Origin of the sequence: Actinoplanes sp. NPDC051411, assembly GCF_040682075.1 — a bacterium.
Classification (GTDB): Bacteria; Actinomycetota; Actinomycetes; order Mycobacteriales; family Micromonosporaceae; genus Actinoplanes.
In genome coordinates this window covers 16,678-40,291 of sequence record NZ_JBFBAD010000009.1, presented here as the reverse complement: position 1 = coordinate 40,291, position 23,614 = coordinate 16,678, and the positions used below count along the sequence as shown (strand labels likewise).

28 protein-coding genes are annotated in these 23,614 nt (G+C 69.9%); 10 read left to right on the top strand and 18 right to left on the bottom strand.

Annotated elements, in window-relative coordinates; all coding sequences use genetic code 11:
* Positions 1-96 precede the first annotated feature (96 nt).
* A complete protein-coding gene (locus tag AB0M88_RS07215) occupies positions 97-1,803 on the top strand; it encodes a CocE/NonD family hydrolase (RefSeq protein WP_364096733.1) in 1,707 nt (568 codons plus the stop codon).
* On the opposite strand, the gene AB0M88_RS07210 is transcribed toward AB0M88_RS07215, so the two are convergent.
* Together AB0M88_RS07210 and AB0M88_RS07205 are read right to left on the bottom strand one after the other, a co-directional pair.
* Entirely contained in the window at positions 1,800-2,162 is a 363-nt protein-coding gene (locus tag AB0M88_RS07210; RefSeq protein ID WP_364096731.1) for a nuclear transport factor 2 family protein, read from the bottom strand. The genes AB0M88_RS07215 and AB0M88_RS07210 overlap by 4 nt on opposite strands.
* 34 nt (positions 2,163-2,196) lie before the next feature.
* Positions 2,197-3,363, bottom strand: a complete 1,167-nt coding sequence (locus tag AB0M88_RS07205; protein ID WP_364096728.1) for a serine hydrolase domain-containing protein — start codon at positions 3,361-3,363, stop codon at positions 2,197-2,199.
* A gap of 89 nt (positions 3,364-3,452) precedes the next feature.
* Between AB0M88_RS07205 and AB0M88_RS07200 the strand changes: the two genes are divergently transcribed.
* Entirely contained in the window at positions 3,453-3,923 is a 471-nt protein-coding gene (locus AB0M88_RS07200) for a hypothetical protein (protein ID WP_364096725.1), read from the top strand.
* A gap of 265 nt (positions 3,924-4,188) precedes the next feature.
* A complete protein-coding gene (locus tag AB0M88_RS07195; protein WP_364096722.1) occupies positions 4,189-4,569 on the top strand; it encodes a hypothetical protein in 381 nt (126 codons plus the stop codon).
* Between the two features lie 69 nt (positions 4,570-4,638).
* Here the strand turns inward: AB0M88_RS07195 and AB0M88_RS07190 are convergent, their stop codons facing one another.
* Complete coding sequence (locus AB0M88_RS07190; protein WP_364096719.1) at positions 4,639-4,995, bottom strand: STAS domain-containing protein; 357 nt, start codon at positions 4,993-4,995, stop codon at positions 4,639-4,641.
* Between the two features lie 307 nt (positions 4,996-5,302).
* Here AB0M88_RS07190 and AB0M88_RS07185 point away from each other — a divergent pair, with 307 nt between their 5' ends.
* On the top strand, positions 5,303-6,307 hold the full coding sequence (locus AB0M88_RS07185; protein ID WP_364096716.1) for an AraC family transcriptional regulator: 1,005 nt from the start codon (positions 5,303-5,305) through the stop codon (positions 6,305-6,307).
* A 2-nt stretch (positions 6,308-6,309) separates the two neighbouring features.
* On the opposite strand, the gene AB0M88_RS07180 is transcribed toward AB0M88_RS07185, so the two are convergent.
* A complete protein-coding gene (locus AB0M88_RS07180) occupies positions 6,310-6,690 on the bottom strand; it encodes a hypothetical protein (protein ID WP_364096713.1) in 381 nt (126 codons plus the stop codon).
* 232 nt (positions 6,691-6,922) lie between these two features.
* On the opposite strand from AB0M88_RS07180, the gene AB0M88_RS07175 reads away from it, so the two are divergent.
* A complete protein-coding gene (locus AB0M88_RS07175) occupies positions 6,923-7,210 on the top strand; it encodes a hypothetical protein (protein WP_364096710.1) in 288 nt (95 codons plus the stop codon).
* Between the two features lie 30 nt (positions 7,211-7,240).
* Here the strand turns inward: AB0M88_RS07175 and AB0M88_RS07170 are convergent, their stop codons facing one another.
* A complete protein-coding gene (locus AB0M88_RS07170) occupies positions 7,241-8,134 on the bottom strand; it encodes a Gfo/Idh/MocA family oxidoreductase (RefSeq protein WP_364096707.1) in 894 nt (297 codons plus the stop codon).
* 69 nt (positions 8,135-8,203) lie between these two features.
* Between AB0M88_RS07170 and AB0M88_RS07165 the strand changes: the two genes are divergently transcribed.
* Entirely contained in the window at positions 8,204-8,572 is a 369-nt protein-coding gene (locus AB0M88_RS07165) for a hypothetical protein (protein ID WP_364096704.1), read from the top strand.
* Positions 8,562-9,005 carry a hypothetical protein gene (locus AB0M88_RS07160; protein ID WP_364096701.1) on the top strand — a complete coding sequence of 148 codons (444 nt, stop codon included), beginning with the start codon at positions 8,562-8,564 and terminating at the stop codon, positions 9,003-9,005. The genes AB0M88_RS07165 and AB0M88_RS07160 overlap by 11 nt, the downstream gene beginning before the upstream one ends.
* A 164-nt stretch (positions 9,006-9,169) precedes the next feature.
* Here the strand turns inward: AB0M88_RS07160 and AB0M88_RS07155 are convergent, their stop codons facing one another.
* Together AB0M88_RS07155 and AB0M88_RS07150 are read right to left on the bottom strand one after the other, a co-directional pair.
* The gene (locus AB0M88_RS07155; protein WP_364096699.1) at positions 9,170-9,499 is read right to left on the bottom strand and encodes a TraR/DksA C4-type zinc finger protein; all 330 of its coding nucleotides are present in this window, start codon (positions 9,497-9,499) and stop codon (positions 9,170-9,172) included.
* A gap of 9 nt (positions 9,500-9,508) precedes the next feature.
* The gene (locus tag AB0M88_RS07150) at positions 9,509-9,682 is read right to left on the bottom strand and encodes a hypothetical protein (protein WP_364096696.1); all 174 of its coding nucleotides are present in this window, start codon (positions 9,680-9,682) and stop codon (positions 9,509-9,511) included.
* On the opposite strand from AB0M88_RS07150, the gene AB0M88_RS07145 reads away from it, so the two are divergent.
* Positions 9,665-9,886 carry a hypothetical protein gene (locus AB0M88_RS07145; RefSeq protein ID WP_364096693.1) on the top strand — a complete coding sequence of 74 codons (222 nt, stop codon included), beginning with the start codon at positions 9,665-9,667 and terminating at the stop codon, positions 9,884-9,886. The two genes, AB0M88_RS07150 and AB0M88_RS07145, sit on opposite strands and share 18 nt — an antisense overlap.
* A gap of 115 nt (positions 9,887-10,001) precedes the next feature.
* On the opposite strand, the gene AB0M88_RS07140 is transcribed toward AB0M88_RS07145, so the two are convergent.
* From AB0M88_RS07140 to AB0M88_RS07090, 11 genes are all read right to left on the bottom strand, one after another.
* Positions 10,002-11,465 (bottom strand): glutathionylspermidine synthase family protein, encoded by a 1,464-nt coding sequence (locus tag AB0M88_RS07140; protein WP_364096690.1) that lies wholly within the window; start codon positions 11,463-11,465, stop codon positions 10,002-10,004.
* 3 nt (positions 11,466-11,468) lie between these two features.
* Positions 11,469-11,870 (bottom strand): hypothetical protein, encoded by a 402-nt coding sequence (locus AB0M88_RS07135; protein WP_364096687.1) that lies wholly within the window; start codon positions 11,868-11,870, stop codon positions 11,469-11,471.
* A gap of 30 nt (positions 11,871-11,900) precedes the next feature.
* Positions 11,901-12,665: a 3-oxoacyl-ACP reductase FabG gene (gene fabG / locus AB0M88_RS07130; RefSeq protein ID WP_364096685.1), complete on the bottom strand. Its 765-nt coding sequence runs from the start codon at positions 12,663-12,665 to the stop codon at positions 11,901-11,903.
* Positions 12,666-12,712: 47 nt separating this feature from the next.
* On the bottom strand, positions 12,713-14,359 hold the full coding sequence (locus AB0M88_RS07125) for an alpha-amylase family protein (RefSeq protein WP_364096682.1): 1,647 nt from the start codon (positions 14,357-14,359) through the stop codon (positions 12,713-12,715).
* A 44-nt stretch (positions 14,360-14,403) separates the two neighbouring features.
* Entirely contained in the window at positions 14,404-15,471 is a 1,068-nt protein-coding gene (locus tag AB0M88_RS07120; RefSeq protein ID WP_364096679.1) for a hypothetical protein, read from the bottom strand.
* Positions 15,468-15,818, bottom strand: coding sequence for a PadR family transcriptional regulator (locus AB0M88_RS07115; protein ID WP_364096676.1), 351 nt, complete (start codon positions 15,816-15,818; stop codon positions 15,468-15,470). The genes AB0M88_RS07120 and AB0M88_RS07115 overlap by 4 nt, the downstream gene beginning before the upstream one ends.
* Positions 15,819-15,978: 160 nt before the next feature.
* Complete coding sequence (locus AB0M88_RS07110; protein WP_364096674.1) at positions 15,979-17,163, bottom strand: chitinase; 1,185 nt, start codon at positions 17,161-17,163, stop codon at positions 15,979-15,981.
* Between the two features lie 24 nt (positions 17,164-17,187).
* Positions 17,188-18,444: a glycosyl hydrolase family 18 protein gene (locus tag AB0M88_RS07105; RefSeq protein WP_364096671.1), complete on the bottom strand. Its 1,257-nt coding sequence runs from the start codon at positions 18,442-18,444 to the stop codon at positions 17,188-17,190.
* 143 nt (positions 18,445-18,587) lie between these two features.
* Positions 18,588-19,964 carry a carbohydrate-binding protein gene (locus AB0M88_RS07100; protein ID WP_364096668.1) on the bottom strand — a complete coding sequence of 459 codons (1,377 nt, stop codon included), beginning with the start codon at positions 19,962-19,964 and terminating at the stop codon, positions 18,588-18,590.
* 81 nt (positions 19,965-20,045) lie between these two features.
* Positions 20,046-20,681 carry a membrane protein insertase YidC gene (gene yidC, locus AB0M88_RS07095; RefSeq protein WP_364096665.1) on the bottom strand — a complete coding sequence of 212 codons (636 nt, stop codon included), beginning with the start codon at positions 20,679-20,681 and terminating at the stop codon, positions 20,046-20,048.
* 52 nt (positions 20,682-20,733) lie between these two features.
* A complete protein-coding gene (locus AB0M88_RS07090; protein ID WP_364096662.1) occupies positions 20,734-20,991 on the bottom strand; it encodes a DUF6412 domain-containing protein in 258 nt (85 codons plus the stop codon).
* Between the two features lie 71 nt (positions 20,992-21,062).
* Here AB0M88_RS07090 and AB0M88_RS07085 point away from each other — a divergent pair, with 71 nt between their 5' ends.
* Together AB0M88_RS07085 and AB0M88_RS07080 are read left to right on the top strand one after the other, a co-directional pair.
* Positions 21,063-22,217 (top strand): glutamate--cysteine ligase, encoded by a 1,155-nt coding sequence (locus tag AB0M88_RS07085; RefSeq protein WP_364096659.1) that lies wholly within the window; start codon positions 21,063-21,065, stop codon positions 22,215-22,217.
* A 10-nt stretch (positions 22,218-22,227) separates the two neighbouring features.
* Positions 22,228-23,598: an FAD-dependent oxidoreductase gene (locus tag AB0M88_RS07080; RefSeq protein ID WP_364096657.1), complete on the top strand. Its 1,371-nt coding sequence runs from the start codon at positions 22,228-22,230 to the stop codon at positions 23,596-23,598.
* The last annotated feature ends 16 nt before the right edge of the window (positions 23,599-23,614 follow it).

The window sequence follows — 23,614 nt, the reverse complement described above, 5'->3', positions numbered from 1 at the left end:
AATTCGCACATCCGCCGGCACTCGAATAGCATTCACATTCATTTTGAAGCGAGATCCACTTATTGTTCGAACTACTCGATCAAGGTGGTGGTCCCAGTGGCGATTTCCCGGCGGCAACGGGTCGCGGACGTGCTTGTCGGCCGTCTGCTGCGGCAGGTGCCGGCGCGCACCGATTATGCGGTGGAGCCGGTGCGCAGCCGGATGCGTGACGGCACCGAGCTGGCGGGGGACCACTATGGTCCGCGCGACGGCCGGGCCCGGGGGACGGTGCTGATCCGCACGCCCTACGGACGCGGTTTTCCCACGTCTTCGCTGAACGGGCGGCTCCTGGCGGCCCGCGGCTATCACGTCCTCATCCAGAGCGTGCGCGGCACCTTCGGCTCCGGCGGGCGCATCGAGCCGATGGCGCAGGAGACCGAGGACGGCCTGGACACGGTCGGCTGGCTGCGCGAGCAGGAGTGGTTCGACGGCCGGCTGGCCACCCTGGGCGGCTCCTATCTGGGCTGGACCCAGTGGGCGATCCTGCAGGACCCGCCGCCCGAACTGCGCACTTCGGTGATCTATGTCGGGCCGCACGACTTCCGCGCCTCGACCTATGGAACCGGCGCTTTCACCCTCGGCGACTTCCTCGGATGGAGTTTTCAGATCACCCGTCAGGAGGACAACGGCGGGCTGCGGCGACTGCTCGACACGGTCGCCGCCGGGCGGCGGCTGCGTCCGGTGTACGCCGGTCTGCCGCTCCCGGAAGCAGCCGAGACCGTCCTGCGGGGCCGCGCCCCGTGGTATCGCGAGTGGGCCACCCGCACCGACGCCTCCGACCCGTGGTGGGAGGCCCGCCGCGCCGGCGCCGCCCTGGAGCGGGTCACCACGCCGATTCTGCTGGTCAGCGGCTGGCAGGACCTTTTCCTGGAGCAGACCCTGGAGCAGTTCGCCGTGCTCACCGGCCGGGGCCTCGACGTCGGCCTGACCGTCGGCCCGTGGACCCACCTCGAGGTCGGCAGCCGCGCCGAGGGCCGGCTCAGCCGGGAGACGCTGGCCTGGCTCGACGAGCACATGGCCGGTGGCCCGCCGGCCCGGCGCCAGCCGGTCAGCGTCTTCCGCACCGGCGAGCGCCGCTGGCACGATCTGCCGTCCTGGCCGCCGCCCTCGTCGCCGGCCGTCTTCCGTCTTCATCGGGCCGGAACATTGACGCTTATTCACCCCACGACCGACGAAACGGAGAATCAGGAATCGGCCGAGTTCACCCATTCGCAGGACGCGGCCGATAAGGCGGAGAATGACCGCGTCATTTTTCGCTATGACCCTTCCGATCCCACTCCGACCGTCGGCGGCCGCACGCTGAGCGGTTCGATGGGCGTCAAGGACAACCGGCCGCTCGAGGCCCGGCCCGACGTGCGCGCCTTCACCACCGACCCGCTGCCGACCGCGGTCGACGTGATCGGCTCGCCGGTGCTCGATCTCGCGATCTCGGCCGACACCCGGCACGCCGACGTCTTCGTGCGCCTGTGCGACGTCGACGAGCGCGGCCACTCGCGGAACTTCAGCGACCTCATGCACCGGCTCGACCCGGACGTGCCGGCCGGCGAGGTGCACCACCTGCACCTGACCCTCGACGCGTGCTTCCACCGCCTGCGGGCGGGCCACCGGCTGCGCCTGCTGGTGACCGGCGGCTCGTTCCCGCGCTATGCCCGCGCCGTCGACGACTCGGGCACGCTCACGCCGTCGCACCGCACCGTTCACTGCCGTCCCTCCCGCCTGACGTTGCCGGTCGCTCCCCCACCGCCCTCGCTGGGCCTGCCCTAACCGATCGGCGGGTGCCGCATCCACCACTCGGTGAACTGCTGCGCCTGGCCCACCTGGTCGAGCCGGAGCACCCACAGATTGCTGTAGGTCTTGTCGGGATAGGTCGTGGTCGCCTCGACGACCGCGACCTCGTCGGTGATGATCACCGGGTGCCACTCGAAGGTGGTGGTGCCCGGCTCGTCCCTGATCTCGAGCCACTTCGCCACGATCTCGGCCCGGCCGAGCCACGGCTTCGCAAAGGGCTCGGTGAAATAGGCCGCGTCCTCGGCGAACAGGCCGCCGATCTCGGCTGGATCGTTGGACTCCCACGCCCGTCGATAGGTCTCCACCCACGACGTGACCGCGTCAAGACTGCTCACCGGTGCCTCCCCAGGCCGGGCGCGATCGCTCGCGCTATTTTCCGTACGCCAAGCGGTCGAACTCGGTCAGCGCGCCGCCCCACAGCAGGTCGCTGACCTGGCCGAGCACGATCGAGATCAGCCCCTCGCGCGGATCGTTGAACCACGACGTGCCGTAGCCGCCGGCCCATCCGTATCGTCCCGGGCCGGACACCTCGTCGGCCGTGACCGTCACCGCCATGCCATAGCCCCAGCCCTGGTTGGCCAGCAACATGCCGCCGGCGTCGATCTGCTCGGGGCTCAGGTGGTTGGTCGTCATCGAGGCGACCGACTGCTCGGAGAGCAGGCGGGTGCCGCCGTGCACGCCGCGGTTGAGCAGCAGCCGCGCGAACGCCAGGTAGTCGTCGGCGGTCGAGACCAGACCGGCCGAGCCGGACGGGAAGACCGGCGGCGCGGCCCACAGCTCGGCCCCGCCGCTGTCGGTCGCGGCCATCTGCCCGGTCGAGAAGTCGGTCATGTAGTGAACCGGGATCTCGCCGGCGCGGTCGGCCGGCACCCAGAACCCGGTGTCGCGCATGCCGAGCGGCTCGAGCAGCCGCTCGCGCAGCAGGTCGCCGAGTGGCCGCCCACCGACCCGGGCCAGCAGCACGCCGAGGATCAGCGTGCCCCCGTTGTATATCCAGTTTTCACCCGGCTGGTGAATCAACGGGAGGGTGCCGAACCGCCGGACCCACTCGTCGGGGTCGTGCGGCGTGCGCGGCTCGGGCTCGGCCATTGCCAGCTCCTGCTCGCGCCACGCCCGGACGATCGGGTAGTCGGGGTTGAGCTCCTGGCCGACCGAGATGATGCCGAAGCCGTTGGTGAAGGTCAGCAGGTCTTCCACGGTGACCGGACGGGCCGGCGGGACCGTCTCGTCGAGCGGCGCGTCGGGCCGGGCGAGCACCCGCTGGCCGGCCAGCTCGGGCAGCACCGTGGCCACCGGCTGCTCGAGGTCGATCAGATCGTCCTCGGCGAGCATCATCGCCAGGGCCGCGATCACCGGCTTGGTCATCGAGGTGATGCGGAACGGGGTGTCACGCCGCATCGGCACGTCACCGCCGAACCGGGTGAAGCCCAGCACGTCGACGGTCACGTCGTCGCCCCGGGCGACGAGCGAGACCAGGCCGGGGAACTCGCCGCGCTCGATCCGCGCGGCCATGGCGTCGTGCAACTCAGCAGGCATGGGACCACCCTGCCAGGCCCCTCCGACATTTTCTCGAACGATCATGACCTGTGGATATCTTGTCGGAGGGCCGGTCTAAGGTCCCCGGCATGGACCAGACCTGGCGTCATCTCCCCGCTCCGGCTCGCCCCGTCGCGGCCGCCACCACCGCGGCCGTCATCGCGGCGCGCGGCCGCGACCGTGAGGCGCTCGACGACGCGGTCGGCGACCTGGCCGGGCTCGATCCGGCGCGGACCGGCCTGATCCTGGGCACGACCGTGCGCCTGCTCCTCGAGCAGACCCATCCCGACGGGCTGGACGCCGAGTCCGTGCGCGGCGTCCTCGAGCGCAGCGTCCGGTCGGCGCTCGACTGGCAGTCCGAGGTCGATCCGCACGTCGTGCTCCTGCTGCTGGCCGGCGCGCTCGGCGTGACCGAGGAGGACGCCGAGGCACCGCCCAGGCCCGAGATCCTCGCCCGGCACGCCGCGCTGCTGATAGCCGATCTGGCCGGCCCACACCCGATCGAGCCCCTGTTGACCGCCGCGCTCGACGAGATCGCGCGCGTTCAGCTCAACGATTAGGTGCGCATGGGCGTTGACGTGCCCGGTCGACGCGACCGTAAGAAGCAGCAGACGCGCGCCGCCCTGATCACGGCCGCGCTGCGGCTCGTCGACGAACGGGGGCTCGACCGGGTGAGGGGTCGAGGAGATCAGTGAGGCGGCCGACGTCTCGGCCCGCACGTTCTTCAACTACTTCGCGACCAAGGACGAGGCGCTGATCGGCGACCCGATCACCGACGGCCCCGACTTCAAGGCGGCGCTGCTCGCTCAGCCGGCCGGCCTGACCGTGGTCGAGGCGATCCGGCGAGCGCTCGGTCCGGCGATCCAGGACATTCAGGACCACTTCGAGCTGTGGCGACTCCGGATGCGCGTGATCAAGGACAACCCGTCGCTTATCGCGCGCGGGGCCGAGGTCGAGGCGGAGTTCGTGGCGGCGATCGCGGGCGGCGGCACCGCCAAGGTGCCCGACCTCAAGAGCCTGCCGCCCGAGGTCCTGCTGGTCGTCAAGGACGTCTACGCGACCGCGACGTCCGACCTGTTCCTGGTCGCGGTGCCGATCGCGGTGATCGCGGTGGTGTTCATCAAAGAGAAGCCGCTGTCCACGCTTTCGCGCGACGAGCGACGGGCCAATGAGGAGGCGGCCACCACCGGCGTTCCGATGCACTGACCGCGGATTCGGACTGCCCGGCATTCAAGGGAGCCGACCTCAGGGGGCCGGGCCGTCCACGGGGGTGCTTCAGGACGGGCGCAGGCCGACCGAGGTGCGCGGGGTCGGCGGCTCGGCACAGCCCAGCAGGCCGACCAGGCCGGAGACCCAGAGCTGACGGTAAACCGTCGGGCTCGGGTGGCTGACGACCAGCTTGATGCCGCTGGCCGCCGCGGTGTGGAAGCAGGCGACCAGGATGCCGATGCCGATGCTGTCGATCAGCATCACCCGCTGAAGGTCGAGGCAGATCCGGCCCGGTGTGGAGGTGGTCAGCACATCGTTGACCGCATCTCGCATCACATGGGCATTGTCAAGATCGATTTCCCCACTCGGTGCGATCTCGACGGTGCCGTCGGCCAGTTGGCGCGTGGTGATCGGCAGATACACGGCTGCCCTCTTCCTGGCATCGGGCGGTGCCGACGCCGACCTTTCCGTCGCGGAACGGCTGCCGGCCACACGATGCCCGAACGGGCATCCGACCTCGGCTGGGCTTGGCGTCGCGGCCACGACGCTAACCCTCCGACCGCGTTCCCTACAACAATCCGCTGGTCTGCAAGTTACGCCACGTAGGCGCGGAACGCCAGAGTAGTTCATATGGCCTGAATGTGCTGGAACGGTCACTGGAGGGCCGGGACGTTGACGTTCCACGCAGTCGGGCCGAATACTCACGGTATGCGATGGAGCGCGCTTCGGCATGGTTGACGTTTCCCCCCGAACCGCGCCCATGGTCCCCGAAGGTCCCGACATAGTCCACTTCAGCAGCGCGGACATCGATCAGGCCCGCACTTTGCTAAATCGTTTCTACTACCCTGTTGCGGTCGGAACACCCGAGGGTCCGTCCGGCTTCACGCTCGGCGCCGAAGTGATCCAACTCGGACCGCTGACCGTGGGGCAGTTGAGCTTCGCCACCCCGGTGACGCTCGACGTGGCCGAGCTGGACGCCTATCACGTCAGCATGCCCACCTCCGGGCGCATGCGTACCCGGCACGCGGGTCACGAGGTGCTGGCCACGCCCGATACGGCCGCGGTGTTCGGCCCCGGCAGCCCGGTCTACACGCTGCACGACGCCGGCTCGGCCGAGCTTTCGATCAAGATCGGGCGAACCGCGCTGGAGGAGGAACTCGCGGGTCTGCTGGGTCACCCGGTCGAGGGACCGATCGACCTGCCACCGGCCATCGCGCTCACCGGCGGCCCGAGCCAGAGCTGGAGCCGCCTCGTGCGCCTGCTCCGCGACGAGCTCGACTACGAGCAGAGCCTGCTCTATCAGCCGCTGATCGCCGAGCAACTGCGCAGCTGCGTGCTCAGCGGGCTGCTGCTGAGCGTGCCGCACAAATATCACGACGAGCTGATCGGGCCGCCGACCGCCGGACCGCCGCGGGCCATCCGGCGCGCGGTCGAGGCGATCCACGACGAGCCGGAGCGCGCGTTCAGCGTTTCCGACCTGGCCCGCATCGCCAACATGAGCGTGCGCTCGCTGCAGGAGGGCTTCCGGCGGCACGTCGGCACCGCGCCGATGACCTATCTGCAGTCGGTGCGGCTCGACCGGGCCCATGAAGGCCTGCGCCGCGCCGACCCGACCCGCATCACGGTGTCGGCGGTCGCCCACCGCTGGGGCTTCGCCCACCTGGGCCGTTTCGCGTCGGCGTACCGCCTGCGCTTCGGCGAGTCACCCTCGGAGACGTTGCGCAAGAACGGCTGAGGTCACTCGCCCGGGTCGCTGCGCCTCGGCTGCGGCACCTCGTCGGTTCGGCGCACGCTCGCGGTCGCCCCGAAGAGCTGCCCGCGCGGTGGCACCCACTCGCGCCACTGCCCGAGCCGGGGCGGCACCGCCGCCGCCTCCCCGTCGCCCGACCCGCGGAGCTCGCGCAGATAGGCCAGCACCCGGCCCGCCGCGACCCCGCCGTCCTCGGCGATGCTCAGCAGCGTGCGCCGCGCCTCGGCCAGCGCCGGATCGTTCGGATCGAGGCCGGGCAGGTCGGGGCCGGGCCGGTCGCCGATCGGCCGGCGCAGCAGCGCGGCGAGACCCGCCAGCGCCTGGACCACGTCACATGCGTCGCGCTCGGCGTCGGACAGCCCGGTCACGTCTCCCCCTCACCGCGCGCACTTGTGGTTCGCCGCCGCCACAGCGGACATATCAAGCACGCCAAGTCGGAAATGTATTCGGCCCACTACTAAGCGTCCATCCGTAACGCGCAGGTACTGTCCAGTTAGCGCTCAGTTTGACCGCCGCCTGCTTGATCGTCCCTTTCGGCACCATGGTCATCGGGCGTGCGACGGGGTAAGACGGGTACGCACAAGGCCCGAGGAGGAAAACATGACCGACGAGATTCATCCGTTGGAGGAGACCGAGGAGGTCGCCGACGCCGTGGAGGACGACGTCGCGGTCGACGCGTTCATCACGGGCGGAGGCACCGACCGGGACACCCCCGACTTTCTGCAGCCCGGCGAGGAGCCACATCTGCGCACCGGCGCCGACCAGCCGTGGGACCCGGAGGACCTGGCGGTCGCCGAGGGCCGCGACCCGACACCCGAGAACGTCGAGCGGGCCCGCAAGGAACTGGAGGAGGACGGCCCGGCCGCGATCGAGCGGACCGTCCCCTAAAAGCCGGCCCTGAAAAACAGGACCTGAATGTCAGACCGTGGTGGTGCGCCCGGTCCGGATCGCTTCCTGAGCCGCGGCCAGGATCGCCGTGATCCGGGCGCCGAACCGCACGTCGAGCTCCGGCTTCGGCCCACCCGCCGAGGCCGCCAGCAGCTCGTCGATGGCCCGGCCGAGCGCCTGCACCGGGTCCCACGGGGCGTTCGGCGCCGTCCGCACACCGGCCTCGCCGGCGATCGCGGCCTCCTCACGCCCGGCGGCCGGCGGCGCGTCGACCGACAGGGTCATGGTGCCGATCGCCCCGCCGTCGTGCCGGGTCAGCACGTGGATCATGTCGCGTACGCCGGCCATCGCGGTCACCTCGGTGACCGGGCCGAGGATCGGCAGCAGCAGGGCCAGCGCGTGGGGACCGACGTCCCAGAGGCCGCCGCTCTCGCGCCGCCAAGCCGAGGCACCGAACGGGTTTCCCTCGGTGTAGATCGAGCCGACGTGGTCGACCCGGCCCTCGAGCCAGCCCCCCGCTTCCTGGGCCGACGCGACGAAATCCCGGATCTCCGGCATGAGCCGGCGCGTGAAGAAGACCACCGAGGCCACGTCGTTGTCCTCGGCCGCCGACACGATCGCGTCGGCTTCGGCGTTGGTGAACGCGACCGGCTTGTCGAGCAGCAGGTGCTTGCCGCTCGTGGCCGCCCGCAACGCGATCGGCGCCTGCACATCCGGCGGCAACGCGATCGCGACCGCGTCGACGTCGGCGATCAGGTCGTCGGCGTCGGCGTAGGGCTTGGCGTCGTGCAGCGCCGCCAGCTCGGCGGCTTTGTCGGGATTGCGGCCCCAGACCCCCACCAACTCGACCGACTCGTGCGCGGCCAGCGCCGGCGCGTGCGCCATGTGCGCCCACGGTCCCGTGCCGAATAGTCCGAAGCGCATGCACCCTCCCGGTGTTTCACGTCCCGGCCGCAAGCTACCAGCAATTCGGCGATCAGTACGCTGTGCCGGGTGAACGGTCCCCTGTCGTTGGTGACGATCATCGCCGCCCTCGTGCTGGCGGTGTGGTTCCTGCTGCGCGCGGCCCTCGACCGGGCCCCCAGCCGCTTCGACCTGATCATCACCTTGGTCCTCTCGGTGCTGGTCGCGGTCCTGGTGGTCGTCGCGATCATCGGCCTCTTCGACGGCACCCGCCCGTCCGAGACGGCCACCTTCATCGGCTACCTGATCACCACGATCGCGTTCGCCCCGGTGGCCTTCTACCTGGCCCGGCTCGAGCCCACCCGCTGGGGCAACCTCATCCTCGGCGTCGCCTGCCTGGTGCTGCCGGTTCTCGTGCTGCGCCTGCAGCAGATTGCGTCGGTGACCGGTGTCGCCTGAACCCACCGCCCAGCAGACCCGCCCGGCCGACGCCGCCCTCAACACCGGCCTCGGCCGCGTGCTGCTCTTCGTCTACGGCGTTTTCGCGCTGTCGGCCAGCGCCCGAGCGATCGTGCAGATCATCACCAAGTTCTCCGACGCCCCCGTGGCCTACCTGCTGTCCGGGCTGGCCGGCCTGGTCTACATCGCCGCCACGATCGGCCTCGCGATCGGCGGCGAGCGCGGCCGCCGGATAGCGCTGACCAGCTGCAGCATTGAACTGCTCGGCGTCCTCGTCGTCGGCACTCTGAGCCTGGCCGACAAGGGCAACTTCCCCGACGCCACGGTCTGGAGCGACTACGGAAGCGGCTACGGCTACGTTCCGCTGGTTCTGCCGTTCATCGGACTGTGGTGGATCTGGCGCCACCGCCCGAAAAACACACCGATGTCGTAGCGGGGTGGTGCGTACGGACCGTCGCTCACGCCGAGGGCCCGCCCGGGCCGAGCAGGGCGCTGGCGCGCCCAAACCGCTCACCCCGGCCGGGCGGCCTGAGTGAGCGGTTGCGCCCAGACCCGGAACCCGGCGCGTCGCACCCTTCGCGATTCGGCGCAGACCTCCTAAGCGCAGGTGACGCAGGTGCGCGCGTCCGGGCGGACCTCGAGCCGCGCGGCCGGGATCGGCCTGCCGCAGCGCTCGCAGATGCCGTAGCCGCCCTCGTCGTGCCGGACCAGCGCGGCCCGCAGCTCGGCCGCCCGCTGCCGGGTGGCGGCCAGCGTCGCCGTCAGCTGAGCCCGCTCGAAAGCGATGGTCGCGCCCTCGGGGTCGTGCTCGTCGTCGGCGTTGGAGGAACGGGACGCCTCGAACACCGACGCCAGGTCGCGCTCCAGCGCCCCGGACTCCGCCTCGGCGTCGGCCAGCAGGCGTTCCAGTGATTCCCGGGTCGTCATCGATCCACGCTAGCCGCTCTCGCACCCGGCGCGGCCGACTTCGATTCGGCGCACGTGTTCGATCGCCCAGCCGGCCAGGGCCACCATGAGCCGGGTCCACGCGTTGCGGATGCGGTCGAGGATGGCCCGCAGAATCCGGCCGCCGTCGCGGCGGATCAGGCCGGTGTGTTCGTACTCCGACATGACCGCTCCCGGCACTGGATCGTCGCCGCCCTGCTCGCGTTCTTCTACCTCTATGCCGGCGGCCGCAAAGTCGCCGGGTCACGCGAGCGGCTGCCGCCGATGATGGGCCGGGTCGACCGGATGCCGATGCCGCTGATCGGCCTCAACATCGGCCTGCTGATCGCCGCCGTGGCCGCCGCCTGGCTCGGCACCACTTGGCTCTGAGAAGAGCGACTCGGCGCCGGCAAAAGCCGCGTCGGGCCGCGAACCGATGACGTGCCGGGCGTAGACGGTCCGAAGTGGAGCATGAATCAGTCCAGGGCCGGGTGCACCAGCGAACTCAGGCGTCGGCCTCGATGGTGTGGGGCACGAAGTAGCAGTGGTCCTTGGTGACCAGCCCGTCGACGCCCAGCCCTTCACGGATGCCCATGCCCGCCGGTTCACCGTCGATGAGCCAGGACCCGATCACCGGGTGGACCGTTCCCTCGAGCCCGTCGAACGACGGCAACTCGCACAGCTCCTGGACGACGAAGAGGCCGTCCGCGCCGTACTCGGAGGGGTTTTCGGTGATCGTGACGCCGTCGCGCACCAGGGTGACCGAGCCGCCCTCCCGGCCCCAGACCGGTTTCTTGGCGTAGCTGGTCAGCGAGGCCGCGGCCGAAGACGAGGCGAAGTAGGCGGGGAGCAGATATTTTCCCCGCTCCCGGTCGTCGCCGAAGAGCTTCCAGAGCACCGGCAGAATCGCCTTGTTGCCGAGCAACGCCGCCTTGTAGGGCGGTTCGATCCAGACCGTGCCGCGCTTGGCCGGGTCGGCCATGTTGCGGAAGAAGGCCTTACCGCCCTCCTCGCTCCAGAACCACTCCCACGGATAGAGCATGAAGATGACGTCGATCGGCTCGAATTTTTCCGGATCGCCGGGCGACGGCACGAAAACGACCCGGTCGCCGGCCACGTCCCAGCCGATCTGGCTCATCGCGATCAGCTCGACCGGATAGCCCGCCTCCTCGGCGGTCGACATCAGGTAGGCCACGTTCATGCGGTCCTCGCCCGAGGTCTCGGACGTCTCGTACGCAAAAAAGATCTTGGGCTTTTCGGGCAGCCACGGCCGAGCTTCGCGCAGCTTGCCGATGTTGCGCCGCCAGGTGCCGGGATCGGCCGCCTCGTCGTCGGCCGCCTCCCAGCCGACCAGGCGGTCGTGGATCGAATTCCACTGCCGCCACGGGTGCCGGGTGAGGTTGGTCTGGTCGGCCCAGTGCCACTGGATCACCGCCGACTCGACCAGCGAGGTCGGCGTCTGGGCGTTGTATTCCAACAGTTTCGGCGTGCTGCCGGCCCCGTTGTACCAGAGGTCGAACCGGCCGTAGACGCTCGGCGAATAGTCGGGCGTCTCCATCGGCAGCCGCCCGTCGGGGTCCTTGTCGGCGTGCGTCCAGGTGTCGGCGTCGCCGTCGAACCACGTCCGGATGATCTGCTCGTGCGCGAATTCGGGAATGCCGATCTTGGCCAGGAAACATGTCGACGGGTTGCAGACCGAGGCGAAGTAGCCCTCGCGGCGGCCCTCGACGGTGCGCCGCGGACACTGCCCGACCATCCAGTCGCCGGCCTCGAGGCACATCTCCTGCAGGACCGAGGTCGCCGTCTCCAGCTCCTCGATCTCCCCGGCGGTGAAGTCGTAGTACGGCCCCTCCTGCCAGTACGAGACCATCGTCCCGTCCGGCAGTTCGGTGTCGTTGTAGGTCAGCCCGAGGCTGTAGTTGGTCAGCTTCCAGCCCTCGCGCACCGGGCCGTACGGAATCCGCCGCACGCCTCAGCCGCCGGACTTGTGCGACGAGCTGCTCTTGCCGGTGCTCTTGCCGCCCTTGCCGACCACGTTGGTCTTGACCGTGCCGTTGCCGATCCGGCCGGTGGTGGGCAGGCCGAACGACTTCCGCGACGCCTGATCGTTGTAGGCGAAGCGGCTGCCCCCGGCCGGCAGCCGCGCCCCGATCGGATAACCCGAGCGGTAGCCCGACGAGTGCCAGATGTAGTAAGGCACGACGCCGCCACCGTAGGAGTGGTTGGCGTCGCAGTAGCTCTCGTCGACGATCACGCCGTTGGCATCAGCGCAGTAGAAACCTTCGTTGTGATAGCGGTTTCTGTCGCAGGCCGCCGCCCCGCCCGCCGCCAGCAAAAGGAAGGTGCTGGTCAGCGAGACGCTACGAGAGCTCATTCGCCGAGTCATGATTCCTTTCTAGCAGCCCTAGTCGCGCGGCCCGCCGGCCACATAAATCACCTGACCGGACACGAACCCGGCGCCCTCACTGGCCAGGAACGACACCGTGTTGGCCACATCCTCCGGGCGACCGGCCCGGCCGACCGGGATCTGGCTCACCGCGGCCTTCTCGAAGTCGGCGAAATCCATGCCGACGCGGGCCGCGGTGGCCGCCGTCATGTCGGTGACGATGAAGCCCGGCGCGACCGCGTTGGCCGTGATGCCGAAGCGGCCCAGCTCGATCGCCATCGTCTTGGTGAAGCCCTGCAGCCCGGCCTTGGCCGCCGCGTAGTTGGCCTGGCCGCGGTTGCCGAGCGCCGACGTGCTGGAGAGGCTGACGATGCGGCCCCACTTCGCGTCGACCATGTACTTCTGCACCGCGCGCGTGAACAGGAAGCTGCCGCGCAGGTGAACACCCATCACGGTCTCCCAGTCGTCCTCGCTCATCTTGAAGATGAGGTTGTCGCGGAGCACGCCGGCGTTGTTGACCAGCACGGTCGGCGAGCCCAGCTCGGCGACGACCTTCTCGACCGCCGCCGTCACCTGGGCCGAGTCGGAGACGTCCGCCCCGACCGCGAGCGCCGTGCCGCCGGCGTCGTGGATCGCGGTCACCGTGTTGGCGCACGCGCCCTCGTCGAGATCGACGACCGCGACGGCCAGCCCGTCGGCGGCGAGCTTGCGGGCGGTCGCCTCGCCGATGCCCCGGGCGGCGCCCGTGACGATCGCGACGCGGGGCGGAACGGACTGCGACATTACGGCCTCCGGGTGTGATCTCGACGACGCGCTGACTTTAACCCGACTCACGAGTAACGGCGCAGCCGGATCCAGCGATATCCGTAGCCTGCGACGTCGATCTCACGAAACTTGCCGAGGTCGGGGTACTCGCGGTCGGCGAGCACGTCGTTGGGCGCCTCGGCTTCGGGATAGAGGGAACTCAGATCGACCGAGCCGGCCTCCGGACCGAGGTTGTGCACGAACAGCATCGTGCCGGTGACGTCGTCGGCCCGGTGCACGAGCACTCCGGGCGGCGCCGGCAGATCAACGTGCGTACAGCTGCCGGCGCCGACCTCCGGTGCCTCACGCAGGGTGCGAATCATGCGCTCGAACCACGACAGCAAGGACTTCCGGTCCAGGCGCTGCTGGGTCACGTTGACCTTCTCGTACGCGAAGTCCCCGTGATCAACCACCGGGCGGACGAGCTCGGCCTTGGGCGCGGTCGAGAACCCGGCGTTGGGAAGAATCGACCACTGCATCGGGGTGCGGATCGAGTCACGCCCCTCCAACGCGAGGTCGTCGCCCATCCCGATCTCCTCGCCGTAGCGCAGGACCGGGGTGCCGCGCAGGCTGAACTGCAACGCGTACGCCAGTTCCAGCCGGCGCCGGTCGTTGCCGAGCATCGGGGCCAGCCGCCGTCGGATGCCGCGTCCGTAGAGCTGCATGTCGGGGTCGGGCCCGAACTTGGCGAACACGTCCGCCCGTTGCTCGGCGGTCAGCCGGGACAGGTCGATCTCGTCGTGGTTGCGCAGGAACGTCGCCCACTGGCCGCCCTTGGGCAGTTTCGGCGTCTCGCGCAACGCCTCGATGATCGGCTCCGGGTTTTCCCGGGCCAGTGCCAGCACCATCCGGGCGTTGAGCATGAAGTCGAACAGCATGTGGATGCGGTTGCTCGAGCCGCCGCCGTCGCCGAAGAACCCGACCAGCTGATCGGGCTCCACATTGGCCTCGGCCAGCAGGACCCCGTCGCCCTTGCGCCATTGCACGAATTCGCGCAGTTCGGTGAGGTAGTCCATGTTTTTGGCCGGGTTGGGGTTGCCGGGCTGGGTCTCCTCGATGATGAACGGCACCGCGTCCATCCGGAACCCGGCCACCCCGAGCTGCAGCCAGAACGCGCAGATCTTCTTGATCTCCTCGCGGACCGCCTCGGTCTTGATGTTGAGGTCGGGCTGGAACTTGTAGAACCGGTGGTAATACCAGAGCTTGGCCGTCCGGTCGAAGCTCCACGTCTCGCCCTGCTCGCCCGGGAAGACCATCCCCTGGTGCCGGTCGGGCGGTGCTTCCTCGGACCAGACATACCAGTCGCGGAACGGCGAGTCGGGATCCGACCGGGCCGACTGGAACCAGGGGTGCTGGTCGGAGGTGTGGTTCACGACCAGGTCGATGATCACTTTGATGCCGAGGTTGGCCGCCTGGTGCAGCAGCTCGGCGAAGTCGCCGAGCGTCCCGAACCGCGGATCGACGTTGTAGAAGTCGGCCACGTCGTAGCCGTCGTCCCGGTCGGGCGACGGATGGATCGGGTTGAGCCACAGGCAGGTGACGCCCAGGCGGGCCAGGTAGTCGAGCCGGCCGATCAGGCCGCGGATGTCGCCGATCCCATCGCCGTTGGAGTCGGCGAAAGTGTCGATGTCGAGGCAGTAGACAACGGCCTTCTTGTACCACCGGTCGCTCATGGGCCTTCTACATGTCCGGCGCCCGGCCCGCCGAAACCGGCGTCCTACGTTTCCGGCCCCGAGTCGGCCGAGACCGCCGCGCCGCCGGCCGCAGCCGCCACACCGCCGGGCGCAGCCACCGCACCGCCGGCGGCCACCGCACCGCCGGCGGTCGCGGCCATCGCCCGGCTGCGTTCGAGTCGCAGGTTGAGCCCGGCCGCGACCCAGAAGGCGAACGCCGGAACGAGGATCAGCGCGGCCCACTGCACCGGGCCGAGCAGTTGGATGTCGTCGGGGTGCCGCAGGTTGAACTCGAGGAACCCGCCGAACCCGTAACCGACGAGTGGAAAGACGGCCGCGACCGGAACCATGGCGGCGACCACCCGCCGCCGGATCGGAGGCTCGAGCCGCAGCACACCCATCAGCGCGAGAACACCACCCGTGAGCAGGAACAGGAAGGTGATCCCGTAACCAGGTCCGTCGTTCTGGAAGAAGGTCAGGGCGCCGAAGTAGCCGGGGTAGACCGTCGTGACGAACCCGTTGCCCGCCAGCGCGAGGCCGGCCGCCACCACGAACAACCAGCCGCGGGGTCGCGGCCCACGCGCCGAGACGGTCGAGGCGAGCAGCACCAGCGCGGCGCTCAGCACGATCCAGAAGATGTTGAGGAACGTCACCGGCGCGTCGGCGTAGGCCCGGGAACCGGCGGCGACCTCGACGATCAGGCCGGCCAGCGCGGCGGCCGCACTCAGCCCCCGTAGGCCGGTGAGCGTGGCCACCACGACCGCGGCCCAGGCCACCACCCGGACCACGTCGAAGACGTCGAGCGACGGCATGTCGACACGCCCCACGAAGAAGGCGATCGCACCGTTCATCTCGAGGCGCCGCAGTGCCACCGCGCAGAGCAGGATCGCGCCGAACAGCTGGACCGCCAACGCCGCGCGCCGCCACTCCGGGCCGTCGAAGGCCGGCCGGAGCCGGGCCGCGGCCGCCCCGGCCATCAGGCTCGCCGCGTGCTCGCGGACCGGGCTCGGGTCGGCCATCAGCACGCCGATCATCTCGTCGGCGTATTCGCGCCGGAAGTCGGCCGGGTAGAGCTCCAGCAGGAGCCGGTAACGCTGTTCTTTGGAGCTCATGCGGTTGCCCCTCCGAGGGTGATGCCGCGGAGGCGCAGGCGCTCCTCGGCGATGGCGGCCTGGGTGCGCAGACGGGTGGTCTCGGCGGCGAGGCTGCGCTCGCCCGGAGCGGTCAGCTTGTAATAGCGCCGGAGGCGGGACTGCACCACCTCTTCGCGGTCGACCTCGATCAGCCCGTCGGACCGGAGCCGGTCGAGCGCGGCATAGAGGGTGCCGGCCCGCAGGCGCACCCGGCCGCCGGTCATGGCGGCCACGTCCTCGATCACGGCGTAGCCGTGGCGGGGCTCGCCGGCCAGCGCGGTGAGGACCAGGAAGGTCGGCTCCCGCATGGGTGGTCCGTCGCTCATGGACCAGGAATATACCGATGATCGGTATAAGCCGCCACCCCGGAACCAGCATCACCCCGGAGGCCGAAGCCTCCGGGGTGATGAGCGACGCGCGGCCGCGGGACGGGGCGACCGCGCGTCTGTCAGGCGTCCTGCGCCTCGACCTCTACCGGCTTGGAGATCAGAAGCCGGCCGAGATCTTGGTGAAGGCCCAGTCCGCCTGAGCGATACCGGAACAGTCCGAGACCACACCGCCACCGGCGCAACCCCGGTCCCGGTTCACTGCCCAGAACGTGAACCGCGCAAAACCCTTGCCCGACGCGTAATCGCGGATCCGCGTCCACGTGTCGGTCGACGTCAGCTCCTGCTGGTCGCTGAGACCGTTCATGCCGGAGATACCCATGTGCGAGTAGGCCTGGGCGTCGGTGTATCCGAACGTGCTCTTGAGCAGGTTCTTCAGGCTCTCGGACGCGTTCACCGTGTTGGTGTACATGTCCGACCCGCCGAAGTCGAACGGCATCTGGGTGAAGACGTCGACGCCGGCGCCGAGCGCCTTGGCCTGCTGCACCAGCCGCACACCGGTCCCGCTCGGGCCGCTCGTGGTCGTGCCGAAGGTGAGGATCGTCTTCACCGACGGGTTCTTCTGCTTGACCACCTTGAGCGCACCGAGGATGCGGTCCTGCACCGCGTAGTTCTCGAACTCGTCGGTGTTCTCGATGTCGACGTCGATCGCCTTCAGGCCGAAGGCGTCGATCACCTTCTGGTACGCCCCGGCGAGCGCGTCGACCGTGGTGCAGTTGGGTCCGAGCTTGTTACCGCTGTAGCCGCCGATCGACGGGATCACGTCGGCACCGGCCGCCTTGATCGCCGCGATGGTGCTGGCGTGCACGCCGCCGGTCAGGCCACCCTCGCCGTCCCAGGCCGGGTTGCAGCCGTTACCGGCGAGCACGAACGCCATCGTGAACGCCTTGACACCGGTCGCGTTGACGACGGTGGCCGGCGCCGGCGGGTTGCCCCAGCCCGGGTAGATGTACGGCGCGGACGCCATCTTGGTGCCGGTGGTCGGCGGGGCCGTGGTCGGGCCGGTGGTGGGCGGCGTGGTGGTACCGCCGCCGCATGTACCGCTGTCGGCCCACACGTCCCACTGGCCGGAGTGGGTGGCCGGGGATTCGTTCTGGGTCCACCACTTGGCGCTGTAGTTGTGGCCGTTCTGCGAGGCGCTGTTGCCACCGATGTAGACGGCGGTGGAGCTCCAGGCCGGCGCACAGGCCGTGGCCGCGTTCGAGGCGACCATCGGGGCGATCGCGGCGGCCGAGCCGGCCACCACGACCGATCCGAGGACGAGCAGTTTCCGACGGAGTTTCACGGGGAGTTCTCTCCTAGAGGGGATTCAGGGGAGGCTGTTCAGGTGCGGCTTGACCGTGTTGGCGAAGCCGTTGCCGTTGCTGACGTCCCAGTTGATCGACCAGGTCATCGCACCCCGGATGCCCGGGTAGGTGGCCGGCGGCCGGAACGAGCCGCAGTTGGTGCCGCCGGAGAGGCAGTCGAGCGCCGAGTTGACCACCGACGGCGAGACGTAGCCGCTGCCGGCCGCGCTGGTGCTGGCCGGCAGGCCGAGGCCGACCTGGTCGGGACGCAGACCGCCCTGCAGCTGGATGCAGGCGAGCGCGGTCAGGAAGTTCTCGTTGCCCTGCGAGTACGCCGCGTTCTGGTCGCACCCGAGCATCGAGCCCGAGTTGTAGTACTGGGTGTTGACGATCGTCAGGATGTCCTTGATGTTGAGCGCGAGCGCGAAGTACGACGAGCCGGTGCTCTGCATGTCGATCGTCTGCGGCGCCAGCGTGACGATCAGGTTGGCGCCGGCCTTGGTCCGCAGGCTGTGCAGCGCCTGGCCCATGTACGTCGCGTTGATCCCGTTCTCCAGGTCGATGTCGACGCCGTCGAAGCCGTACGTCTGCATCAGCGAGTAGACCGAGTTGGCGAAGTTGGTGGCCGAGCCGGAGTCGCTGACGCTGATCGTGCCGTTCTGGCCGCCGACCGAGATGATGACCTTCTTGCCCCGCGAGTGCAGGGTCGCGATGTCGGCCTTGAACTGGGCGTCGGTGTAGCCGCCGACCTGGGCCGACAGCCCGGAGTCGAGGGTGAAGGAGACCGCGCCCGGGGTCGACGTGGCGTCCGCGAAGGCGACCGCGATCAGGTCGTAGTTGGACGGGACGGCGGCGAGTTTGAGGGCGGCCGCGCCGTTGTAGAAGTTCTGCCAGTAGCCGGTCAGCACGTGCTTGGGCAGCGTCCCGTTGGAGGGCGGCACGGTCGTCGGCGGCGCCGAGGTGGGCTGGGTCGTCGGCGGCGCGGTGGTCGGCTGGGTGGTGGGCGGCGTCGTGGTTCCACCGCCGCCGCAGGCGCCGCTGTCGGCCCACACGTCCCACTGTCCACTGTGGGTGGCCGGGGATTCGTTCTGGGTCCACCACTTGGCGCTGTAGTTGTGGCCGTTCTGCGAGGCGCTGTTGCCACCCACGTAAACCTGGGTGGCGGTCCACGCGGGGGCACACGCGGCGGCCGCCGACGCGCTGCCGGCGAAGTAGGTCGCCGCGCCGCCGGCGACGAGCGCCACGGTCGTTGCGAGGATGACGGATCTGGAGCGCTTCATCGCCGTACCTCCCTGGGGCAAGAGATGTATCAATGTTTAGGACTGTTAACTGTAAAAGTCCATAGCGACGACCTTAAACATCCTTAAATCGCAAACTGGGCCGAAGGTGCTGGCAGCACCTCCGGCCCATAGAAGAGGCTGGATCACTTGCGGAACTGGATCCAGTTCACATTGACGAAGTCGGAAGGCTGTCCACTGGTGAAGGTCAGATAGACGGTGTGCTTGCCGGAGACCCCGGAGACGTTGCCCGGGATCGACGTCCAGGTCTGCCAGCCGCCGGTGCTGCCGAGGGCGAAGCTGCCGATCGGCGTGTTGCTCCGGCTGTCGAGACGAACCTCGACCAGGCCACTGACGCCCGATCCGGCCCCCGAGGCGACCCGCGCCACGAAATCCTTCACGCCGCCGGTGCCGAAGTCGACGTTGTTGTACTGCATCCAGTCACCGTTGGCGATGAAACCGACGTCCTGCCCGCCCTCGGAGCAGGTCTCGGCCTGCACCCCGGCCGAGGCGTCGAACGATTCGGCCTGGATCTGCGAGTAGGCGTCCCGCGACGAACCACCGGTGGGCGGGGTGGTGGTCGGAGGCGTCGTCGTAGAGCCCCCGGAGGACTGGTAGACGGCCACGTAGTCGACCAGCATCGGCACGCCGGACGCGGTCGACGAGGTCGGGCCGCCACCGAACGCGGCCGGGAAACCGCCGCCCATCGCCACGTTGAGGATCATGAACATGCCGTGGTGCGTGGCGTTGTTCCAGGTCGTGGCGTCGAGCTGGGACGAGTTGAGCGTGAAGTAGTTGGCGCCGTCGAGGTAGAACCGCAGTTGCTCGGGCGACACGCTGCGGTCGTACTCCACCGCGTACGTGTGGAAGGCGGTCTGGCACCCGGAGCAGGCGTGCTCCCCGGAGCCCAGCCCCGTCGTCTCGTTGCAGGGACCGCCGGAGGCGGTGCCGCAGTGCAGCGTGGAGAAGACCGACGAGCGGCCGTTGATGTCTTCCATGATGTCCCACTCGCCGATGCTCGGCCAGTTGGTCGCCGCGGCCGGGCGGGCCGCCGCGCCGAGGGCCCAGAACGCCGGCCAGTAGCCGGCCGCCGCGGCGCCGCTGACGTTCGGCTGCTGGATGCGCGCCTCCATGCGCAGCTTCCCGCCGGCCGGGGCGGCGAAGTCGGTCCGCTGGGTCTCGACCCGGCCCGACGTCCAGTGCCCGGACGCGTCCCGGATCGGCTTGATCACCAGGTTGCCGCCGCCGTCCTGGTAGACGTTGGCGGTCGAGTTGGTCATCGTCTCGACCTCGCCGGTGCCCCAGTTGCCCGCGCCGCCGGGGTACGAGGTTCCGATGTCGTAGAGCCAGTTCGCGGTGTTGAGACCGGAGCCCGCCGCACCGGTGAAGTCGTCGCTGAAGACGGTCGTCATGCCGGACGGCGCGCCGGGAACGGCGGCGTCGGCCTGCATCGCGAAGACCGCCGTGGCGGCGACCGCGATCGCCGCGGTCGCCACCGCGAGAAGCCCGCGGGTTCGTGCCATGGGAAACGCCCTTTCTGAAGGGGGTGAGAGCGCTCTCACGGCAGTTCACGCTTGTTACAACTTCGGTGTCAATATCGACGATCAGCTATTGCCCGTTAATACCGGCCGCCGCCAGAAAGCCTGCTCGAACGCGGTCCAGGTGGTCGACGTGACCAGGTAGAGCGCGCCCGCGAGCGGCAGCCAGGCCACGGTCAGCACGGTCAGGAAGGGCAGGACGCGCAGGAACGAGGTGAGCCGTCGCGCGGACACCCACGCCACCACACCGGCGATCAGAAGAAGAACGGCGAAGACGGGCAGTCCCGCCGCGAGGTGAGCGGAGAGCGGCACGCCGAACAGGGCCCCGGCCGGCGCGTGATAGGCCACCCGGTACATGACCATGAAGAACGGCCACTGGATCAGCCCGGGCAGCAGGCCGCCGAACGGACTGATCCCGTTCGCCCGGTGCAGCGCGAGCGTCTCGGTGGCCAGCGCCGACGGGTCCTTGGCGTGCTTCTCGCGCAGCGAGGCCAGCTCCGGGGCGAGCGCCTCCCGCCGGCGGCCGGACCGGATCTGCAGATAGGCCAGCGGGCTGATCGCCAGGCGGACGAGCAGCGTGAACAGGACGATCGCCAGCGCGACCGAGAGGCCGCCGGCGAACGGGGTCAGGAGGGACGCGAGACCCTCGATGGCGGAGTGCGCGGCGCCGACGACGGCACCGAAGACCTGGAAAATGGACATGGGGGTACCCCTGCGATCCGAAAAGAGGAAGTGGACGCGGAGCGGCTGTCTCTCAAGCCGCGGGGCACACCGAGGGTGCTCGAGGACGCGGACGGCCGGCGGCGTCCGGGTCGACCAGGCGGGGCGGGGCGAAAGTGCGCGCTCGGCGCGCGAAGGCGACCGCGCTCGTGGCGGTCGCGGGAGCCGAGGCCGGCACGAAAAGCGCGACGATCAGCAGGGCCGCCGCGACGACGGCCAGGCCGAGAACGAGCGAGGTGGGATGGGCCGGGTTGATCGAGGTGGCCAGCACCCAGAAACCCCACAGCAGCATGAAGCCAAGATAACGCCGACCGCCAACCCGGAACCGTTTCCGGAAACCGCCGGGCGGGTAACACGCCGACCATGGATTCGGCTGGGACCACGATCTCCGACGAGATGGCCGAGAAGGCCGAGTCGCACGATCTGCTCACGCTGGGCGTCGAGGAGGAGTACCTCCTGGTCGACGCCGTCGAGCCGCGGGGCGTCGAGGCGGTCGAGGACGTTTTCGCCGAAGTACCCGACGACCTGCGCGACGTCGTACAGCACGAGTTCGCCCGCACCCAGATCGAGGTGGCCAGCCCGCCCCAGCTGGAGCTGCCCGAGATGGCGGCCGCGCTGCGCCGGCTGCGCCGCGAGCTGAGCGACGCCGCCCACCGGGCCGGTGCCCGCCTGGTCGCGGCCGGGGTGGGCCCGGCCGCCGGCCCCAACGCCCGGGTCGTCGACAACCCGCGCTACCACCAGATGCGCGAGCGGTTCGGCGACCTCTCCCCCGGCCAGGGCATGTGCGGCACCCACGTGCACGTCAGCATCCCGGACGGCGAGACCGGCGTGCAGATCCTCAACCACCTGCGTCCGTGGCTGCCGATCTTCCAGGCCGCGACCGCGAACTCGCCGCTGCACGGCGGCCACGACACCGGCTACGCCAGCTGGCGCTCGGTCATGTGGGAGCGCTGGCCGACCGTCGGCCCGGCGCCCTACCTGGAGTCGTTCGAGCAGTACGAGACGCTGATCAGCGACCTTCAGGCGAGCGGCGCGATGCTCGACGAGGGGATGCTCTACTGGTACGCCCGCCTTTCCGCGCGCTATCCCACGATCGAGATCCGGATGGGCGACGTCACCCCGGCCGTCGACGATGTGCTCCTGCTCGCCGCGCTCGCCCGGGGCCTGGTCTCGACCCTGCTGAACGAGGTCCGAGACGGCGTGCCGGCACCCAACGTGCCGCATCCGCTGCTGATGGCCGCCCACTGGCGGGCCGCCCACGACGGCCTCGAGGGCGTCAACATCGACATGGCCACCCGCGAGCCGCGGCCGGCCTGGCGCCTGCTGCGGCAACTCTTCGACTACGTACGCCCGGAGCTGCAACGCCACGGCGACCTCGACCGCGCGACCGTCCTGATGGACCGCCTGCGGGCGAGGGGCACCGGCGCCGCCCGGCAGCGAGCGATACTGGCCCAGCGGGGCTCGGTGGCCGACGTGGTGGACTGGCTGGCGCGGGTGACCCGGGGCGACGAAGACTGAGAGGCCGAGCGTGAAACTGGTCGTGATCGGTGGGGACGCGGCCGGGATGTCCGCCGCCTCCCAGGCCCGCAAGCGCATGGGCGAAGACGACCTGGGCATCGTGGTGTTCGAGCGCGGCAACTTCACCTCGTACTCGGCCTGCGGCATCCCGTACTGGATCGGCGGGAGCGTCTCCGCCAAGGATGAGTTGATCGCGCGATCGCCGGAGGCGCATCGCAAGAACGCGATCGACGTGCGCATGCGCCACGAGGTCGTCGGGATCGACCTCGACCGGCGGGAGGTGGTCGCACACGACCTGGCCGACGGGGGCGAGGTGCGTGAGAGCTTCGATCACCTGGTCTACGCGACCGGTGCGGTCCCGGTCACGCCGGAGTGGGCGCGGGTGCGCGGCGAGGGCGTCTTCGGCGTGCAGACGCTCGACGACGGCGCCGCCATCCACGCCTGGCTCGACCGCGAGCCGCAGCCCCGGCGCGCGGTCGTGATCGGCAGCGGTTACGTCGGCGTGGAGATGGCCGAGGCGATGGTCCAGCGCGGCCTGCGGGTCACGCTGCTCGAGAAGTCGAGCTACCCGATGGGCAAGACCATCGACCCCGACATCGGTGAGCTGGTCGGCAAGGCGATCCGCGAGCAGGGCATCGAGATCCGCACCGAGACCCACGTCGAGGGCCTGGAAACGGAGAACGGCAGGGTCCGGGCGGTGGTCACCGCCGGCGGCTCGCTGCCGGCCGACATCGTGGTCCTGGGTTTGGGCGTACGCGCGAACACCGCGCTCGCCGAAAAGGCCGGGCTGCCCCTGGGCAAGACCGGTGGGGTGGTCACCGACCTGCGGATGCGGGTCCCCGGGCGGCACGGCGTATGGGCGGCCGGCGACTGTGTCGAGTCCCGGCACCTGATCACCGGCCAGCCGGTCCATGTGCCGCTCGGCACCCACGCCAACAAGCAGGGCCGGGTGGCCGGCATCAACATCGGCGGCGGCTACGCGACCTTTCCGGGCGTGATCGGCACCGCGGCGACCAAGGTGTGCGACCTCGAGGTGGCGCGCACCGGGCTGACCGAACGCGAGGCCGACCACGCGGGTTACGCCTACGTGACGGCCTCGGTGGAATCGACCAGCCGGGCCGGCTACTACCCCGGCGCGGCCGCGATGACGGTCAAGCTGATCGCCGAACGGCGCACCGGCGTCCTGCTCGGCGCGCAGATCCTCGGACGGGTCGAGGCGGCCAAGCGGATCGACGCGCTGGCCGTCGCGGTGTGGAACCGGATGACGGTCGAGGAGATGACCGGTCTCGATCTCAGCTATGCCCCGCCGTTCGCCCCGGTGTGGGACCCGGTGCTGATCGCGGCCCGGAAGGCCACCGACGCTGTCCATGCAGCACTGTGATGCCCGTAATTGTCCG

Bases quoted from the DNA above. Each gene is read 5' to 3' on its own strand.
- fabG (WP_364096685.1), bottom strand. From the start codon at position 12,665: ATGTCGCAGTCCGTTCCGCCCCGCGTCGCGATCGTCACGGGCGCCGCC.
- AB0M88_RS07120 (WP_364096679.1), bottom strand. From the start codon at position 15,471: ATGAGCTCCAAAGAACAGCGTTACCGGCTCCTGCTGGAGCTCTACCCG.
- AB0M88_RS07125 (WP_364096682.1), bottom strand. From the start codon at position 14,359: ATGAGCGACCGGTGGTACAAGAAGGCCGTTGTCTACTGCCTCGACATC.
- AB0M88_RS07100 (WP_364096668.1), bottom strand. From the start codon at position 19,964: ATGGCACGAACCCGCGGGCTTCTCGCGGTGGCGACCGCGGCGATCGCG.
- AB0M88_RS07150 (WP_364096696.1), bottom strand. From the start codon at position 9,682: ATGTCGGAGTACGAACACACCGGCCTGATCCGCCGCGACGGCGGCCGG.
- AB0M88_RS07175 (WP_364096710.1), top strand. From the start codon at position 6,923: ATGACCGACGAGATTCATCCGTTGGAGGAGACCGAGGAGGTCGCCGAC.
- AB0M88_RS07135 (WP_364096687.1), bottom strand. From the start codon at position 11,870: ATGAGCTCTCGTAGCGTCTCGCTGACCAGCACCTTCCTTTTGCTGGCG.
- AB0M88_RS07090 (WP_364096662.1), bottom strand. From the start codon at position 20,991: ATGCTGCTGTGGGGTTTCTGGGTGCTGGCCACCTCGATCAACCCGGCC.
- AB0M88_RS07200 (WP_364096725.1), top strand. From the start codon at position 3,453: ATGGACCAGACCTGGCGTCATCTCCCCGCTCCGGCTCGCCCCGTCGCG.
- AB0M88_RS07170 (WP_364096707.1), bottom strand. From the start codon at position 8,134: ATGCGCTTCGGACTATTCGGCACGGGACCGTGGGCGCACATGGCGCAC.
- yidC (WP_364096665.1), bottom strand. From the start codon at position 20,681: ATGTCCATTTTCCAGGTCTTCGGTGCCGTCGTCGGCGCCGCGCACTCC.
- AB0M88_RS07115 (WP_364096676.1), bottom strand. From the start codon at position 15,818: ATGAGCGACGGACCACCCATGCGGGAGCCGACCTTCCTGGTCCTCACC.
- AB0M88_RS07205 (WP_364096728.1), bottom strand. From the start codon at position 3,363: ATGCCTGCTGAGTTGCACGACGCCATGGCCGCGCGGATCGAGCGCGGC.
- AB0M88_RS07185 (WP_364096716.1), top strand. From the start codon at position 5,303: ATGGTTGACGTTTCCCCCCGAACCGCGCCCATGGTCCCCGAAGGTCCC.
- AB0M88_RS07155 (WP_364096699.1), bottom strand. From the start codon at position 9,499: ATGACGACCCGGGAATCACTGGAACGCCTGCTGGCCGACGCCGAGGCG.
- AB0M88_RS07105 (WP_364096671.1), bottom strand. From the start codon at position 18,444: ATGAAGCGCTCCAGATCCGTCATCCTCGCAACGACCGTGGCGCTCGTC.
- AB0M88_RS07085 (WP_364096659.1), top strand. From the start codon at position 21,063: ATGGATTCGGCTGGGACCACGATCTCCGACGAGATGGCCGAGAAGGCC.